This window comes from Gluconobacter sp. Dm-74 (assembly GCF_018256135.1).
In the GTDB taxonomy this organism is placed as follows: Bacteria; Pseudomonadota; Alphaproteobacteria; order Acetobacterales; family Acetobacteraceae; genus Gluconobacter; species Gluconobacter cadivus.
On record NZ_JAERLX010000008.1, the window covers coordinates 1 to 15630 of the forward strand.

Annotated in this window: 13 protein-coding genes; 2 read left to right on the forward strand and 11 right to left on the reverse strand. The window is 60.2% G+C overall.

Annotated elements, in window-relative coordinates:
- Nucleotides 1-216 precede the first annotated feature (216 nt).
- Both JK208_RS11385 and JK208_RS11390 read left to right on the forward strand, forming a co-directional pair.
- Nucleotides 217-699 carry a MarR family winged helix-turn-helix transcriptional regulator gene (locus tag JK208_RS11385; protein WP_211576285.1) on the forward strand — a complete coding sequence of 161 codons (483 nt, stop codon included), beginning with the start codon at nucleotides 217-219 and terminating at the stop codon, nucleotides 697-699.
- Nucleotides 700-713: 14 nt separating this feature from the next.
- Entirely contained in the window at nucleotides 714-2885 is a 2172-nt protein-coding gene (locus JK208_RS11390; RefSeq protein ID WP_211576286.1) for an FUSC family protein, read from the forward strand.
- Nucleotides 2886-2888: 3 nt separating this feature from the next.
- Here the strand turns inward: JK208_RS11390 and JK208_RS11395 are convergent, their stop codons facing one another.
- The 11 genes from JK208_RS11395 to JK208_RS11445 all read right to left on the reverse strand — a co-directional run bounded on the left by JK208_RS11395 (nucleotide 2889) and on the right by JK208_RS11445 (nucleotide 15626).
- On the reverse strand, nucleotides 2889-3581 hold the full coding sequence (locus JK208_RS11395; protein WP_211576287.1) for a GntR family transcriptional regulator: 693 nt from the start codon (nucleotides 3579-3581) through the stop codon (nucleotides 2889-2891).
- A gap of 70 nt (nucleotides 3582-3651) precedes the next feature.
- Nucleotides 3652-7260 (reverse strand): bifunctional proline dehydrogenase/L-glutamate gamma-semialdehyde dehydrogenase PutA, encoded by a 3609-nt coding sequence (gene putA / locus JK208_RS11400; protein WP_211576288.1) that lies wholly within the window; start codon nucleotides 7258-7260, stop codon nucleotides 3652-3654.
- A gap of 84 nt (nucleotides 7261-7344) precedes the next feature.
- Nucleotides 7345-8379 carry a P1 family peptidase gene (locus JK208_RS11405; protein WP_211576289.1) on the reverse strand — a complete coding sequence of 345 codons (1035 nt, stop codon included), beginning with the start codon at nucleotides 8377-8379 and terminating at the stop codon, nucleotides 7345-7347.
- A 13-nt stretch (nucleotides 8380-8392) separates the two neighbouring features.
- Complete coding sequence (locus tag JK208_RS11410) at nucleotides 8393-9124, reverse strand: ATP-binding cassette domain-containing protein (RefSeq protein ID WP_211576290.1); 732 nt, start codon at nucleotides 9122-9124, stop codon at nucleotides 8393-8395.
- Complete coding sequence (locus JK208_RS11415) at nucleotides 9121-9939, reverse strand: ABC transporter ATP-binding protein (protein ID WP_211576291.1); 819 nt, start codon at nucleotides 9937-9939, stop codon at nucleotides 9121-9123. Before JK208_RS11415 ends, JK208_RS11410 begins: the two co-directional genes overlap by 4 nt.
- Nucleotides 9936-10751 carry an ABC transporter permease gene (locus JK208_RS11420; protein ID WP_211576292.1) on the reverse strand — a complete coding sequence of 272 codons (816 nt, stop codon included), beginning with the start codon at nucleotides 10749-10751 and terminating at the stop codon, nucleotides 9936-9938. The genes JK208_RS11415 and JK208_RS11420 overlap by 4 nt, the downstream gene beginning before the upstream one ends.
- A complete protein-coding gene (locus tag JK208_RS11425) occupies nucleotides 10748-11701 on the reverse strand; it encodes an ABC transporter permease (RefSeq protein ID WP_249202119.1) in 954 nt (317 codons plus the stop codon). The genes JK208_RS11420 and JK208_RS11425 overlap by 4 nt, the downstream gene beginning before the upstream one ends.
- On the reverse strand, nucleotides 11698-13179 hold the full coding sequence (locus JK208_RS11430; protein WP_249202120.1) for an ABC transporter substrate-binding protein: 1482 nt from the start codon (nucleotides 13177-13179) through the stop codon (nucleotides 11698-11700). Before JK208_RS11430 ends, JK208_RS11425 begins: the two co-directional genes overlap by 4 nt.
- Before the next feature lie 82 nt (nucleotides 13180-13261).
- Nucleotides 13262-13852 (reverse strand): PqiC family protein, encoded by a 591-nt coding sequence (locus JK208_RS11435; RefSeq protein ID WP_349291986.1) that lies wholly within the window; start codon nucleotides 13850-13852, stop codon nucleotides 13262-13264.
- Nucleotides 13853-13896: 44 nt separating this feature from the next.
- Complete coding sequence (locus JK208_RS11440) at nucleotides 13897-14856, reverse strand: MlaD family protein (protein ID WP_194262907.1); 960 nt, start codon at nucleotides 14854-14856, stop codon at nucleotides 13897-13899.
- On the reverse strand, nucleotides 14856-15626 hold the full coding sequence (locus JK208_RS11445; protein WP_211576293.1) for an ABC transporter ATP-binding protein: 771 nt from the start codon (nucleotides 15624-15626) through the stop codon (nucleotides 14856-14858). Before JK208_RS11445 ends, JK208_RS11440 begins: the two co-directional genes overlap by 1 nt.
- Nucleotides 15627-15630 lie beyond the last annotated feature (4 nt).

Genomic DNA, 15630 nt, shown 5'->3' on the forward strand with positions numbered 1-15630 from the left:
GTCAACCACCAGACTGCCAAACGCCAGACTGTAAGACAACTCGCCCACAACGCTCCTCAATCAAACACAACGACTCCTTCATTATGCGAGGGAGAGTCGGTTAGTGATATGGATCAAAAACTGAACCTCCTGACGAAAATGTCAACAGGATCTGTTTTCAAATCGTATGTTGTCATATAATCTATTGAGATGTCAACAGTTGAGGTGTCATTGAAAATGGCTGTCCAGTATGGTGCGTCCCTTCTTCGGGAGAGCAGTTTTCATGACATGGAACTGACCTTTCATGTCATGCGGCTGTCGAGCCTCTGGCGGGCCCAGCTTGACCGTCTTCTGCGCCCTGAGGGCATGACGCTCGCGACCATGCGGCCCATGGCCTATCTGATGGTGATGGGAAACGGGCTGAAACAGAGCGATCTGGCGTCAGTCATGGGGGTGGACAGTTCTGCACTTGTTCGGGTTCTGGACCAGTTGGGCCGGGAGGGGTTGATTTCGCGCGAGCCCGATCCCTATGACCGACGCTCCAATCTTGTGGCGCTGACGAAAGCCGGGATGGCACGCTGTCGGAGGTTCCAGCAGATTGCAGCGGAGCTTGAGGCCCGGCTGACCAAAGGGCTTCCCGAGGAGGAGGCAGAGATGCTCCGGGATCAGCTTGGCATGATGGAGAGCAGATTTTCCCTGTCCGATGTCTCTTCCTGCTGAAACTGCGATCCCTTATGAAAAACCTTTTCCGTCAGATGTTTTCTTTTGACCGCAGCAGCATCCGCTGGCGGAATTTCCTTGCGACAGCCGCTTTCACGGCGCGTGTTTTCCTGTCCATCGGGATTGCGCTTTTCCTGGCGTTCATGATCCAGCTTGAATCGCCGATGAGTACGGTTACGACCGTTCTGATCGTTGCCAACCCGACCGTGGGCGCGCTGGTGTCCAAAAGTGTGTGGCGCATGACCGGAACGGTAATCGGGGCGGCGTTGAGTACGGCTGTCATGGCGATGTTTGTGCAATCTGCAGTTCTGTATTTCATGGCGCTTTCGGTCTTTGTCGGGCTGGCCTGCATGACGGCGACATGTCTGCGGTATTTCAGGGCTTATGCGGCGGTTCTGGCCGGATATACGATCGTTATCGTGGCCGTTCCGGCTTTTACCCATCCCGAGAACATTTTCCTGTCCGCGATGATGCGGGTGTCGGACGTGGCGCTCGGAATTGTGGTGACGGCGGCTGTCTTCATGGTGACGTCGCCCCGACGGCGTCAGGGGACGATGGACGCATTGTCGGGGGCGTTCCGTGAGACCCTTCGCCATGCTCTGGTTTTTCATGAAGGACTGGTTCGTCCTGCCGTCATACAGGACGTTCAGAATGCGGAACCGGCCGTTGCCGATGGGGCATTCCGGACGCTGCCGCAGACCCTGTATGACGGCAGGCAGCGCCTTCTGGGGCAGCTTGCGCGTCTGGGACCGGCCATCGAATACGCGGCGACCGATAATCCGGATATTCATGCAGGGGTGCGGGGTTACAGGTTGGCGGTCAGTCGCATGACGGGGCTGGTTGCGTCCTATCATCCGTACTGGCGTAATCTGGGGATCGCGAACCCGCTCTCGGCAGATGTGCATCGCGAAATTCGCGATACACTGACCCGGATCCTTGCTTTGACGGAGAGTGCGCGATGGATCGAGCAACCGCAGAGCGTGCTCGCATGTCTGGAAGACGCGCTGGAACGGCTGGAAAGTCTGGAGCGTTCTGCTACATCGCCAGAAGCTCAGGCGTCGGTCGATAATAGCCGCGATATTCTGTTTCAGTTGCGGGAAATCGTACTGGATCTGTCCAGCCCGCGTGGCGCGCATGTCCGGGTGCGAGGCGGGCTGCATGTAGAATGGATGTCCGCGATCTATAATGGATTGCGCGGAATGCTCATCGCCTTTCTGGCCTGCATGATCTGGTACATCACCTATTTTCCGACCGGTCCGATGATGATCATGTATGTGGTGGCGGCATCGAGCCTGCTGTCGACCGTACCATCGGCTGCCCGGGCCAGTGTGCCGATGGCGATCGGAACGGCGCTTTCGGTTCCGGCCTGCTGGCTGTGTCATATCGTGGCGCTGCCTCGCGTGGATGGGTATCCGATGCTCTGGCTGTCGATCTGTGCGTGCATGTTGCCCGGCGTGTGGCTCCAGTTTCATCCTCGCTACGGGATTGGCGCTTTTGGCTATACGGTCTTTCTGGCCATGCAGTTGATGGTGACGAACAGCATGGTTGTGGATGACATCACGCTTATCAATACGTGGCTGGCTATTCTGATGGGCTGCGTGCTGCTTGTTCTGGTGTTCCGGGTGATCATGCCAGCTGATCAGAGGCTATATGCGTCGCGGCTTGTGCTGTCTCTGGGGCGTAGTTTGCAGAGCCTTTCAAGTCAGCCAGGTGCGAAAGTCCCGTCCTGGATGGTGTGGGAAGGGGCGCAGATCCAGAAAGTCTCGAGTCTATTGATGCGCCTGTCTCTGGTCACGTCCCCGATTGACCGGCAGGGTTATGTCGATGGTGCGTTTGCCGCCTTGTCCCTCGGCCGTCTGCTGATCCGCCTCAGGCGCGCAGCGGAGAAGGCTGGATTGACTGCTGCCCAGACGGAAGCCCTCAATACGGCCCTTGCGTCTTTCAGAATGCTGCGTCGGAATCCGGCTGGTACGGTGGCCTCTCTGAGAGAGGCGGCCCGATTGATCGGTTCAGACAATGATCCGGGCATGGAGGATATGTTTCGCGTCCGTCTTGTGGCTTGTCTGGAGCAGAGCGCGCATATCATCGACAGCATTCCGGGATTTTTCCACGCGGATGGTCCGTTGAATTGCTGGTTTGATGAACTCGGAACTGTGAAGCTGGTAACGGCTCATCCGGCAGGTTGACGATCAGGAGGCCGCTCGGTCGCGGATGACATCCAGAGACAGGCGGGCCGATTCCAGAATATGCTGCTTTGTCAGTCGTCCAAGTTCGTCGCTGTCACGTTTGCGACAGGCCTGAAGGATCTGGAAATGTTCGGCGTCCGTTGCGGTTTTACGTCCCGGTAGTTCCAGATGGGCGCGGATATAGCGGTCGAGGCGCGAATGAAGGTCGTGGATCATGCCGTATAGTCGCGGGCGACGGGCAGCGGCATAAATGGCGCCATGAAACTCCCAGTTCAGCCGACCGGACTGGGCCATGCCGTGGCTGCCACCTGTTCCATTCACGAATGCCTCATAGGCGTCCTCGATATGGGCCAGATCCACGCGGGTGAGGGTCGTCATGGCTAATCCTGCCGCCATGCTTTCCAGCGAAGCACGGATGTCCGAATATTCCAGAATGTCGGCTTCGCTCATCCCCGTTACCACGGCGCCGCGATGGGGTAGAAAGGCGATCAGGCCTTCTGCCTCAAGCTGTTTGAGCGCTTCGCGGACCGGAATGGTGGAGACTCCGAAATTGCGGGCCAGTTCGGACTGACGCAGGGGTTGGGCGTCGGTCAGTATGCCGTCCGTGATGGCACGGCGCAGGGCGTCCGCGATTTCGAGCGAGGCCGAGCCGCTTTTCGTATCAACAGGCGTGAAAATCGGTGCGGCGTCGCTCATGAGGTCGGTTATCCGTCAGTGGGGCGGTCCTCATAGCATGATCGCAACAAACGATCATGCCTGTGGGAGATTATCCGATGGTCATCAGGCTGGCATTGCCACCTGCAGCCGTCGTGTTCGTGCTGACGACCTTTTCCTGAAGCACCCATTCGGGCCGGATCGGGCTTTTTGCGTCGAGCATGTAAAGCTGCACGACCATGCCCGAGCGCGACAGGGCCGTACGGGCCTGCTCGGCCATCTGCCGTTCTTCGAAAGATGCAAGGATCGTCCGGCATCCTGCGGCGCGCCCGCCCTGCGTGCGGCGGATATGCAAAGCAAGGGCATGCGGCAGTTCGGAAACCCAGTCCGAGGCCACGTTCGGTCCCTGCACGAAGGCCGTATTTCCGCCACTCAGGGCAAGCCCCACGGCGCGAAGCATGGTCTCCCGGTCACTGGCGACGCACAGGACAGCACCGCGCGGCAGAAGCTGGTAGAGATTGGTCTCTCCGACGGGGCCGGGAAGCTCGCGCGTGGCGCCGCACAGGCCGTGCTGCATGCTTTCCGCGATCTTCTGATAAAGCGGAAAACTGCTCTGCATCAGCCAGGACAGGAACTGCCGAGCAGGCTCAGGCAGCTCCTGTTTTTCCCAACCGGTATGGGGCGGGGTGGTGCTCATCAGGCGCCGCAGGATTAGTGGACCACCGGCTTTCGGTCCTGTCCCGGACAGTTTTTCGCCGCCAAAAGGCTGGCTGCCGACAACCGCGCCAACCATGTTGCGATTGACATAAAGGTTTCCGGCCTCAATGCGCGACGTGACATGCGCCATACGGCTTTCGATCCGGGTGTGGAGGCCGAATGTCAGACCATAGCCGGACTGGTTGATGGCGTTGAGCAGAGCTTCAAAGTCGCTGGATTCAAAGCGCAGAACGTGGAGCACCGGCCCGAAAACCTCACCCTTCAGATCTACCAGACTGTCGATCTCGATGATCGTCGGGGCGATGAAGGTGCCGTTTTCTGTGCCTTCCGGCAGCGGAAGGGACCAGACGACGCGGCCTTTCGTACGGGCTTCGTCAATATAGGTCTGAATGCCTGAACGGGCTTCGGCGGAGATGACGGGGCCGATATCGGTGCGCAGTTGCGCTGGATTGCCGACCCGCAGTTCTTCGACCGCACCGCGCAGCATGGTCAGGACGCGATCGGCGCAGTCCTCCTGCAAGCACAGGACGCGCAGGGCGGAGCAGCGCTGGCCCGCGCTGTCGAACGCCGAGACCAGAACATCCGCCACGACCTGTTCGGTTAGGGCGGAGCTGTCCACGATCATGGCGTTCTGTCCGCCCGTTTCGGCGATGAACGGAACGGGTTGCCCGTCCACTCCTGTACGGTCGGCCAGGGTTTTGGCGATCAGACCCGCAACGGCGGTGGAGCCGGTGAACATCACGCCGGAAATCCGGGTGTCGGCCACGAGGGCCGCACCGGTTTCGCCCGCACCGGGAACGAGGCGGAGAGCGTTTTCCGAAACTCCGGCTTCCCGCAGAAGGGCGACGGCTCGCAGAGCGATGAAGGGGGTTTCCTCGGCCGGTTTGGCGACGACCGTGTTGCCAGCCGCGAGAGCTGCGGCGACCTGTCCAAGGAAGATGGCAAGCGGAAAGTTCCACGGGCTGATACAGGCGACGACACCGAGCGGCGCACTGCTGCCTGTCCGGGCGATGTCCTGCGCCTGTGCGGCATAATAACGCAGGAAATCCACGGCCTCGCGGACTTCGGAAAGCGCATTGGCGTAGGATTTACCAGCTTCACGAACCAGAAGGGCCATCAGGTCTTTCTGGTACTGTTCCAGCAGATCAGCCGCACGGTCAAGCTTTGCGCTTCGCTCGTCAGCGGAAAGAGCCGCCCATGCCGACATCTCGCTTTCTGCAAAATCGATGGCCTTGCGGACATCGGCTTCGTTTCCGAAACGGACCGTGCCGATCCGGTCGGAATGGTTGGAGGGGTTGCGGATATCCTGCACTTCGCCTGAACAGGATGTATCCTGAAGCGCCCGTTCGGCAGATACGCGGACGGCTTCGGCCAGAGCAGTGATGGTGTGTTCGTCGGTCAGGTCCAGCCCGTGCGAGTTGGTCCGCTCAGGTTCGAACAGGTCTTTCGGGAGAGCAATAGCCGGATGAGAGGCACCCGGCGGCTCCACGGCCTTGGCCAGTGCGACCGGGTCTTCAATCAGGCTTTCGATCGGCAGGCTCTCATCGCCGATCTGGTTGACGAAGGACGAGTTTGCACCGTTTTCCAACAGACGGCGCACCAGATAGGCCAGAAGCGTCTCATGCGAGCCGACCGGGGCATAGACGCGGCACGGGCGGTTGAGCTTTTGTGGCCCGACGACTTCGTTATAGAGCGTCTCACCCATGCCGTGCAGGCACTGGAACTCGTAGTCGCCAATCTGGAAGTTCAGTCCTGCCAGCGTGTAGATCGTGGCCAACGTGCGGGCGTTGTGCGTGGCAAACTGCGGAAAAACCACGTCGCGGGCGGCGAGAAGTTTTTTGGCGCAGGCGATATAGCTGACATCGGTGTAGCATTTGCGCGTGTAGACGGGGAAATCCGTCTGGCCTTCGACCTGCGCCTTCTTGATTTCGCTGTCCCAGTAAGCACCTTTCACTAGCCGGATCATGAGACGGTGTCCGCTGCGGCGTCCGAGGTCGATCAGATAGTCCAGAACCTTCGGGGCGCGGCGCCCATAAGCCTGCACCACGATCCCGATGCCGTTCCAGCCGTCCAGTTCGGGGCAGTGACACAGGTTTTCGATCAGGTCGAGCGAGAGGTCCAGACGTTCGCTTTCTTCCGCGTCGATATTGATGCCGATGTCATAGCGGCGGGCCTGAATGACGAGATCTTTGAGGGTCTGGCCCAATTCTTCAAGAACACGCTCGCGCTGGGCGAAGGCATAGCGTGGGTGAAGAGCGGAGAGTTTGATGGAAATGCCCGCTTTTTCATAGACATTCGCACCACGGGCAGTCTGGCCGATGACATCGATAGCGCGTTCGTAGTCGTGGCGGTAGCGTAGGGCGTCGGCTTCCGTCATCGCGGCTTCACCGAGCATGTCGTAAGAGTATTTGAAGCCGCGTTCTTCGGGTTCTGCGCTGACCTTGCGCGCGTCCTCGATGGTTTCCCCAATGACGAACTGTTCGCCCATCATCCGCATGGCGATGTCGAGCGCACGGCGGACCAGCGGCTGCCCCCCCCGTCCGACGAGGCGGAACAGCGTGGCGGCAAGGCCCTCATCCGTGTCGTTCGTCAGCTTGCCGGTCAGCATCAGGCCCCAGGAGGCCGCATTGACGAAAACGGTCTTTTTGCCGCCCATGTGAGACAGCCAGTCCCCCGTGCCGATCCGGTCACGGATCAGCGCGTCGCGTGTGGTGGCATCGGGAATGCGCAGGAGCGCTTCGGCCAGACACATCAGGGACACGCCCTCGGCGGAGGAAAGCGAGAACTCCTGCACAAGGGCTTCAACCCCGCCCGGACGACGCTGCGTGCGCAGGGTGCGGGTGAGGTGTCGGGCGACGTCGAACGTGTTCTGCTGTTCCGTCTCGGTCAGTGTGGCCTGTTCGATCAGGGGGAGGATGCAGTCCGCTTCTGGCCTTCGCATGTCTGCTGCAATGGCCTGACGGAGGGGGGAGCGGACAGGATAGGACGGCACAACAGAGGACATGGACTCAGCCTTGGGCAGAACACTCGGTCTGAGTTCTATAATCATATACGATCATGAAGAAAATATATGAAATTAGGGTTCGAGTCATTTTTGTATCGTATCTGAAACCTGTCTTTCTTTTCCTCCGAACCGTTCGTGCCATGTGGGCAGGAATGTGGCGCCGGGGAGTGGTCTCGCCTCGTAAACGCCACGGGCGATGGCGCGCGCCGTGACCTGTGTGGCGGCGTGGAGGATTTCCGTCCACCCCTGAGGCGTGGGTGCCGGTTTTTCCCGTGTAGAGACTCCGATCATGGCGTCGCCGTCCAAAGGCAGATGGGCTGGGAAAACGCCTCTCGCCACGCCATCCTGAGCGAGAATGGCAAGGCGTTTGGCCTGTGTTTTGGTGAGGGTTGCGTCCGTCACGATAAGGCCGATCGTGGTGCCGGTGACGGAGGCCCATTTGGAGCGCAGGCGCAGGTCTTCGGACGTGAAATGTGCGGGCATGCCCAGACCGCCGAATTCATGTCCCCGCTCGAAAGGGGCGCTCCAGAAATTAGGGCCATCGCCGATCGTGGCTGTCCCGACGGCATTGACCGCGATCAGAGCGGCGACGCGGTGCCCTGCCGGGGTTATGGTGCTTGCCGAACCGAGGCCGCCGCGAAGTGTGGCAGTTGTAGCGCCTGTTCCTGCGCCCGCGGTGCCCAGTCTGAAACAGCCATGACGGGCGTTTTCGGCAGCCTGATGCCCCATGTCGGCATACGGGGAGTAGCGGCCCCAGGACGTCTGACCGCCTGCTGGCAGATCATAGAGACTGGCCTGCACCACGATGGGGACGCGGATCGTGCCTGGGGGAAGGGGCGCATTGCCAAATTGTTCTCGCAGCCACGCCTGAACTCCCGTCGTGGCATCCAGACCGTAAGTGGAACCGCCTGACAAAACGACTGCATGGATGTGCTCGACCAGATTTTCGGGTTCCAGCAGCGCGGTTTCCCTCAGAGCTGGAGCGCCGCCCGGAAAGCTGCCGGAGGCAGTGACCGGGTTGTCGAACAGAATGACCGTCACCCCCGTGCGCAGGTTCAGATCTTCACTGTGGCCGACGCGGATTCCGGGGATGTCGGTGAGCAGGTTCAGGCTGGTCATGCGGCCTCGTCGGTCAGATGGAGTTTTCGAGCAGTGCCCGCGTCTCTGGTTGCGTTGGGGCATTCAGGAGGGTGGAGGCCGGTCCGGATTCCACAATCCGCCCCTGTTCCAGAACGGCGATGTGGTGCGACATATGGCGGATGACAGCCAGATCGTGGCTGACGAAAACATAGGCCAGTCCGTGTTTTTGTTGCAGATCCAGCAGAAGGTTCAGGACGATGGCCTGTGTCGAAACGTCCAGTGCCGAGACGGCTTCATCCGCGATGATAACGGAAGGGCGCGTGATCAGGGCGCGAGCAATCGCAATGCGTTGTCTCTGGCCGCCGGAGAAGGCTTTGGGATAGCGGTCCGCGCTTTCGGTGGAGAGGCCGACTTCGGCGAGAGCTTTCAGAATGCGGGCTTCGCGGTCTGGGGCAGGGTCAAGGGCCTCCCCGACGATCTCGCGGACCGTCTGGCGTGGGTCGAGGGCGCCGTAAGGGTCCTGAAAAATCATCTGGACGGCAGGACGGATCTTTTTCCGTACGGCGCGGGAAGCTGTCGCGAAATCCTGTCCTTGATACAGGATCTGTCCATCATCTGGAGGGACGAGGCCGCTGAGGAGGCGACAGAGCGTTGATTTTCCGCTGCCGGACGCGCCGATGATTCCGAGCGTCTGGCCCGGCAGGACATTGAGGCTGATGGCGTGCAGGATTCGCCTTCCGGACTGTCCGAACGTCACATTCCGGGCCTGAAGGATCGGGGTCATGCAGGGACCGTATAAACGGGCAGGCGGGTCAGGGGCGTATGGGCTGCGCCATGCAGGGACATGGCGAGCAGGGCCTGTGTATAGGGATGGGCGGGTGCGTCGAATATGGAGGCAGTCGGCCCCTGTTCCACGCAGATCCCATCTTTCAGGACCAGAACGTGATCCGCATGATGGCGGACCAGACCGAGATCGTGGGAAATCATCAGGACGGCCATACGGTGCGTTTTTGTGTGTTGATGGACGAGTGCCATCATGTCTGCACGGGTGCGAGCATCGAGAGCTGTGGTGAATTCATCAGCGATCAGAAGGGCGGGTTTGCAGGCCAATGCCATGGCCAGAAGCGCGCGCTGTCGCTGTCCTCCCGAAAGCTGATGGGGATAGGCGCGTTCGCTCACGCCCGCTTTCAAAAGGCCGACCTGCTTCATGAGAACAAGGGTTTGATCGCGGATCTCAGAACGGGTGAGTGTTGTATGAAGCCGAAGCGTGTCGGCGATCTGTGCGCCAATCCTTCGCGTGGGGTTGAGCGCGGACATGGGTTCCTGAAAGACCATGCCGAGCGTTTTTCCACGGATCTGACACCATTGAGGTTCCGTAAGCGTCAGAAGGTTTTCATCGTTCAGACGGATTTCTCCGTGAGACTGGAATCCGTCTGGCAGTAGCCCCATGAGGCTCAGGGCCAGTGTGGATTTCCCCGAGCCTGACTCGCCGATGACGGCAAGGATTTTTCCCGCTTCAAGAGTAAAGGAAAGGGCGTGGAGGATGGGACGGGCTAGGCTGTGAACACTCAGATTCCGGACCTGAAGAAGGGAGGTCATGGCGCGCGCTCCTGTAGCGGGGCATCCAGAGCATCGCGCAAGCCGTCACCGGCCATGTTGAACCCCAGTACGAGCAGCATGATTGTCAGACCCGGCACGGCGACCAGAAGTGGATGATCGAAAATATGGATCTGATAGGCGGCCAGCGCCCGGCCCAGATCCGGTCGGGGTGGTGGCGCGCCCAGCCCCAGATAGGACAGTCCCGCGTCAGAAAGGACAGCGAGGGCGAGCGAGGATGTTGCCTGAACCGTCAGAAGCGGGAGGATGTTCGGTAGGACGTGCCGTCGTAAAATGGAAACGGTGCCGCGTCCGGCTAGACGGGCGGCTGCGATATAGTCCTGAATCAGAATGGTGCGTGCAGCCTGCCGGGTGATGCGGATCTGGGCGGGAAGGCCGAATAGGGCGATGGCGAGGATTTCACCCATGGCCGAAGCTCCGAACGCCGTGACTAGAAGAGCGGCGATCAGAACGGGCGGAAACGCCAGCCCCAGATCGGCCAGCCCCATGATGACTTTGGGTGGTCTCCCAGCTGCCATCAGCCCCAGCGCCGTGCCCGCAACTGTCGAGAGGCACACGGCCATCGCTGCGATCAGGACGCTGTTGAAGGCTCCGGAAAGCACGAAGGTCAGAAGATCCCGGCCAAAAGGATCGGTTCCAAGCGGGTGTAACAGGGAGGGACGTGCATAGCGGTGCATGACGTCGATGGCCGGAGCACGGGCGCCCGTGAGCAGGGCCGTGACGCATGCAGGAAGCAGAACGATGCCGAGCAACGCGCTGCCGGTCCAGAGTGTCGAGTTGGCGCGCGTGTTCATGGGCGTTCTTCCCCAAGGCGTGGGTCCAGAAAACGCACCAGCGCGGCGAGCAGAAAACCGAGGATCATGACGGCGGTGACGATCAGCATGACGAGGTTTTGCACGACGGGCAGATCGCGCTGGTTGACGGCTTCCAGCAGAAGTTTTCCGCAGCCGGGCAGGCTGAACACGCTTTCGACGATGATGCTGCCCGTTATGAGAACAGGAAGCTGAATCCCGGCCAGTGTCAGAACCGGAATCAGGGCGTTGGGCAACGCAACGCGCCACAGGACGCCAGAGCGGCTGTAGCCTTGGGCGCGGGCCGTGCGGATGAAATCCTGCGACAGAGTTTCGATCAGGGAAGAGCGTATGAAGCGTGCGGTGATGGCGGCCTGCGGGACGGCGAGTGCGACGGCCGGAAGAATGAGCGCTCTCAGGCCGGTGAAAAATCCATGACCCCAACCCGGAAAACCGCTGGCTGGCAGCCAGTGAAGGGTCAGGGAAAACAGGAACGTCATCATCATCGCCAGCCAGAAATCAGGAATGGACTTCAAAAGCTGAAGCATCGCCATAAGGCCCATATCGGGCATTTTCCCCCGGTTTGCAGCGGCGGTCATGCCAAGAGGGATGCCTGCGCCGAGCGAGAGCATCATGGCCAGCAGGATCAGGGGCAGAGTGCTTTGCAGGCGCTCGCCGATCAGGCCGCTCACGGGGACATCGTAGATGTAGCTGCGGCCCAGATTGCCGCGTATCAAATTGCCGACCCAATGTGCGTATCGTGCGGGCAGGGTGGTATCCAGCCCGAGCTGATGATTCAGGGCGGCGAGGCTTTCGGGGCTTGCGTCCAGTCCGAGCATGACGGAGGCGGGGTCGCCGGGGAGGAGGTTCATGGCTGCGAAAATCACAAGACTTGCAACGATCAGCAGCAGAAGCCGCTGAAAGGCCAGAAACAGGACGTTCATTCCCGTCATGGCTCCCAGAAGACGCCGCCCAGCGGGCAGCCTGCGATGGGCTGATTGGTCCACAGGCCTCTGAGATGGCGGTTCAGGACGGTCTCACGGGGCATCGAGAACAGGAAGATGTTAGGTTCGTCCTGTGAAAGTTGTGTCTGCATCTGTGCGGAAAGCGCACGGCGCAGAACAGGATCGGCTGTGGCTTCATAGCGCCCCAGAAGGTCGTGAAAGACGGGGCTGTGATAGTGAAAATAGACCGGTGTGCGGTCATAGATTGCGATGTCGTGTGGCTCCGTATGCGCGATGACGGTCATGTCGAAGGCGCCCTGTCCGTAAATCTGGCTGAGCCATGCGGGCCATTCCACAGGCTGCAGCGTGACGTTCAGTCCGATCTGTTCCAGATAGGCGGCGATGAGTTCGCTGCTGTCGCGTGCATAGCCGATGGGCGGAAACGCCAGCGTCAGATGCAGGCCGGGCGCAATGCCTGCGTCCTTCAGAAGCGCGCGGGCGTGGTCGGGGTCGTAAGGATAACGGTCGGGCAGGGCGACGTAATCGGGATCATCCGGCGCCATGTGTGATTGCAGGAGCTTCGCGTCGCCCTCCGCCACGGCCTGAATCAGCGCCTTGCGGTCAATCGCCTGCGCGATGGCCTGCCGGACGCGCAGATCGTTAAATGGGCGACGGGCATTGTTGAGGGCGAGAATGGCCTTGAAGGGAAAGCTTCCCCGAACGACTTCAAGCTGCGGGTTGCTGGTAAAACGGCTCAGGATTTCACGGGATGGGAAGGACGGATAGGCATCCAGTTCCCCGGCCAGAAGCGCGTTGCTGGCCGAAAGCGGGTCGGGCATGAAGCGGAAGGTAACGGAACGCAGGGCGGGTCTGGCACCCCAGTATTCCGGATTGCGACTCAGCGTCAGGTGATCGCCGCGTTGCCATTCGTCAAAGACGAAAGGTCCCGTACCGACGGGGTGACTGATGTTCTGCGCTACGGATTCTGGTGAAAGGATGGCAGCGTCGTTCCATGCCAACTGGTACAGGAAACTGCCATAGGGGCGCTGAAGACGAACCTGGACGTGCAGGCTGTCGGGGCACGAAATATCGGCAATCTGCTTGAAAGTGCTTCTGTCCGGGTTGGTACTGCCTGAGGCTCCGGCGCGGAGAAGTGAAAATTTTACAGCCTCACAGGTCAAAAGCGTTCCGTCATGAAAATGCACATTTTCATGGAGTGCAAAATCGTAGGTCAAGCCGTCCGGCGAAACACTCCAGTCCCGAGCGAGGAGGGGTTTGATGGTTCCCTGTTCATCCAGCCGTACCAGACCTTCATAGATATTGCCGTAGGTCACCATTCCGATGGCTTCGCTGGAACCGCGTGTAGGGTCGAGACCCGGTGGTTCAATGGCCAGACCGATTGAGAGCGTATCCCGCTCCTCGGCAGCCTTGGCACATCCCGTAAGGCTCATTGCCAGAAGCGGCAGAATGGTCAGCAGGGTTTTCAATCAGGCGCTCCGCGAACTTGCAGCCTCAGGGCGCAGGGACACGGAAAATAGGGCGTTCGCCGTCTGAGTGAAAGGGGGGCTTTCAGGGATGGGGAATTGTGCTGTCGATCCGGGAGGCCAGCTGCTCCACGAGGTCGCGCGTCAGGGCGACTTTGCCTGCATCCGTTGCGACGGAACCCTGTGCCGTGAAAGAGCCTCGACTGCGCATGATAGCACGATGTGTGTCTGAGGGGACCAGCGCCCAATCGGCCTGCAAAGCTCCCTGGCCGCTGCTGTCGAGATCAAGCCGGTTGATGTTAACGGCAAGCCGGAGTGCTGGGGTTTCGGCCAATGGTTGTGTGGTCACGATATAATGGGGCCAGTCCTGCCCCAGACGGGCCGCCAGAAGGTCTGTCACGCCTTGCGACAGGCGGCTTCCCCAGCGTCCGTTAGGGCTGCGGTCAAGCTGATCCCCATGGCGGGTCATGATGTCCTGATTGTCCAGATAATCCGGCAGGGCAACGCGCGCGACGTTCAGGACCGGGGCTGTGGCAGGAAGGGTCGTGTTGCCGGTCTGAGAAATGGCTGGGGCGCCAAGCGTATAGAACTGCACCGGCGGAGCGGCACAGCCCGACAACAGAGCCAGCGTCAGAAGGGCGAACGGTGCAGCAGATCGTGTCATGAGCCGTGTCACGGGGGTGTTCTCCGGAAAAATCGGGGGAAGACGAGTGGTGCGGCTCACTGCCGACGTCCCGTGAGCAGGAGTTGCGGGTTATGTTCGACATCTGTGGCAAACCCGCGCAGGGCCGAGGCGGCCGCTGCGATATCGCGCAGGCTGGCTTCGAGATTGGTCCGGTCTGCAGAGCGCGGGGAGGTCATATTTTCCAGATTGGCGAGACTTTTTGTGGCCTGTTGAACTGCTTCATTGCTGCTCTGGAGGACCGCGCGCAGTTCACGTCCGCGCGCATCAAGCTGCGTCGTTCCCTCATTGGCCAGACGATCCACGCTCAGAAGGGTGCGTGTTATGGCAGGCTCGAACTCTGTGATGGCCTTGCGGGTCGCATCGACCATGTCGCGGCTGTGGTCTGAGGTTTCGTGGATGCTCTGGATCAGGGCAGGCAGATCCTTGTCGAGCTTGTCCGAAAGCTGACGGACCGAGGCCAGAGTGGCGTCGGCATTCTCGCCGATCTGTTTCAGGGGTAGGTCCTGAAGGCTCTGTGTCATGGCAGCGATGGTGGACTGTTTGGTCGGGATTTCCGTGATGCGGGCGATGTCGGGATGAAAAACCGCAGGCGTTGATGGAGAGAAATCCAGATCGATTTCGGATGTGCCTGTCACGAAGCTCTTGAGGTTCATCTCGCCGCGCAGCCCCTGCTTGATCAGCTCTTGCAGGTTGGGAAGATGGCGGGTGCTGTTGGTCAGGATGATGTCGTCTGGTCGCATCGTGACATAGACCGGGATGTAGGCGTCTTTCGTGGCGGGGTTGTACTCAATGACGACGCGGTCCACCGCACCGACCTGAACGCCACGGAACGTGACGGGAGAGCCTACGGCCAGACCTGACGAGGCCCCATGAAACACCAGAACGGCTTTTGTCGTCCGGGCGAAAGGATGGAAATTGCCGAACAGGACGAACGCTGCAACGAGCAGACCTGTCCCCCCAAGGACGAAAGCACCGACAAGAGCCTGCCTGTTCATCACGTATTTCCTTCTTCGTCGTCGCGTTCGCGGTGCATGAAGGCATGCACCTGTGGGTCCGTACAATTGTCGCGCAGATATCTGGGGGAGCCGTGTGCGATGGGAATTTTGGTTTTGGCATCCAGAAAGATGCCGTCATCGGCAATATGGAACAGGCTCGACAGCTCATGACTGACGATGACGATTGTGGCACCGAGGCCGTCCCGCAGGTTCAGGATCAGGTCGTCGAGGCGGGCGGATGTGATCGGATCGAGACCGGCGGAGGGTTCGTCGAAAAACAGGATGTCCGGATCGAGGGCGAGGGCACGGGCCAGACCGGCGCGCTTGCGCATGCCGCCGCTGATTTCCGATGGATAAAGATCAATCGCCTGCAACATGCCGACAAAACCCAGCTTGAGTTCCACGAGGCGACGGATGACGGGGGGCTTGAGGTCCGTGAACATCTGTAAAGGCAATGCGATGTTCTCGCCGATGGTCATGGAGCTCCACAATGCGCCACTCTGGAACAGGACGCCGAAACGATGGTTCAGATCGGTGCGATGGGCGTCGCTGCCCGCCCAGTAGTCCTCGTTGCCGACATGGTATTCGCCGACAGAAGGGCGCAGGAGGCCAATCATGCTTTTGAGCAGCGTGCTTTTCCCGCAACCTGAGCCGCCCATGACAGCAAAGATGCTACCTTTGCGGACATCAAGCGAGATGTTCTTCTGAATGATCTTCGGACCAAAGGAGAGTGTGACGTCACGCAGGGACAGGACGGTCTGGTCAGGCATGTCG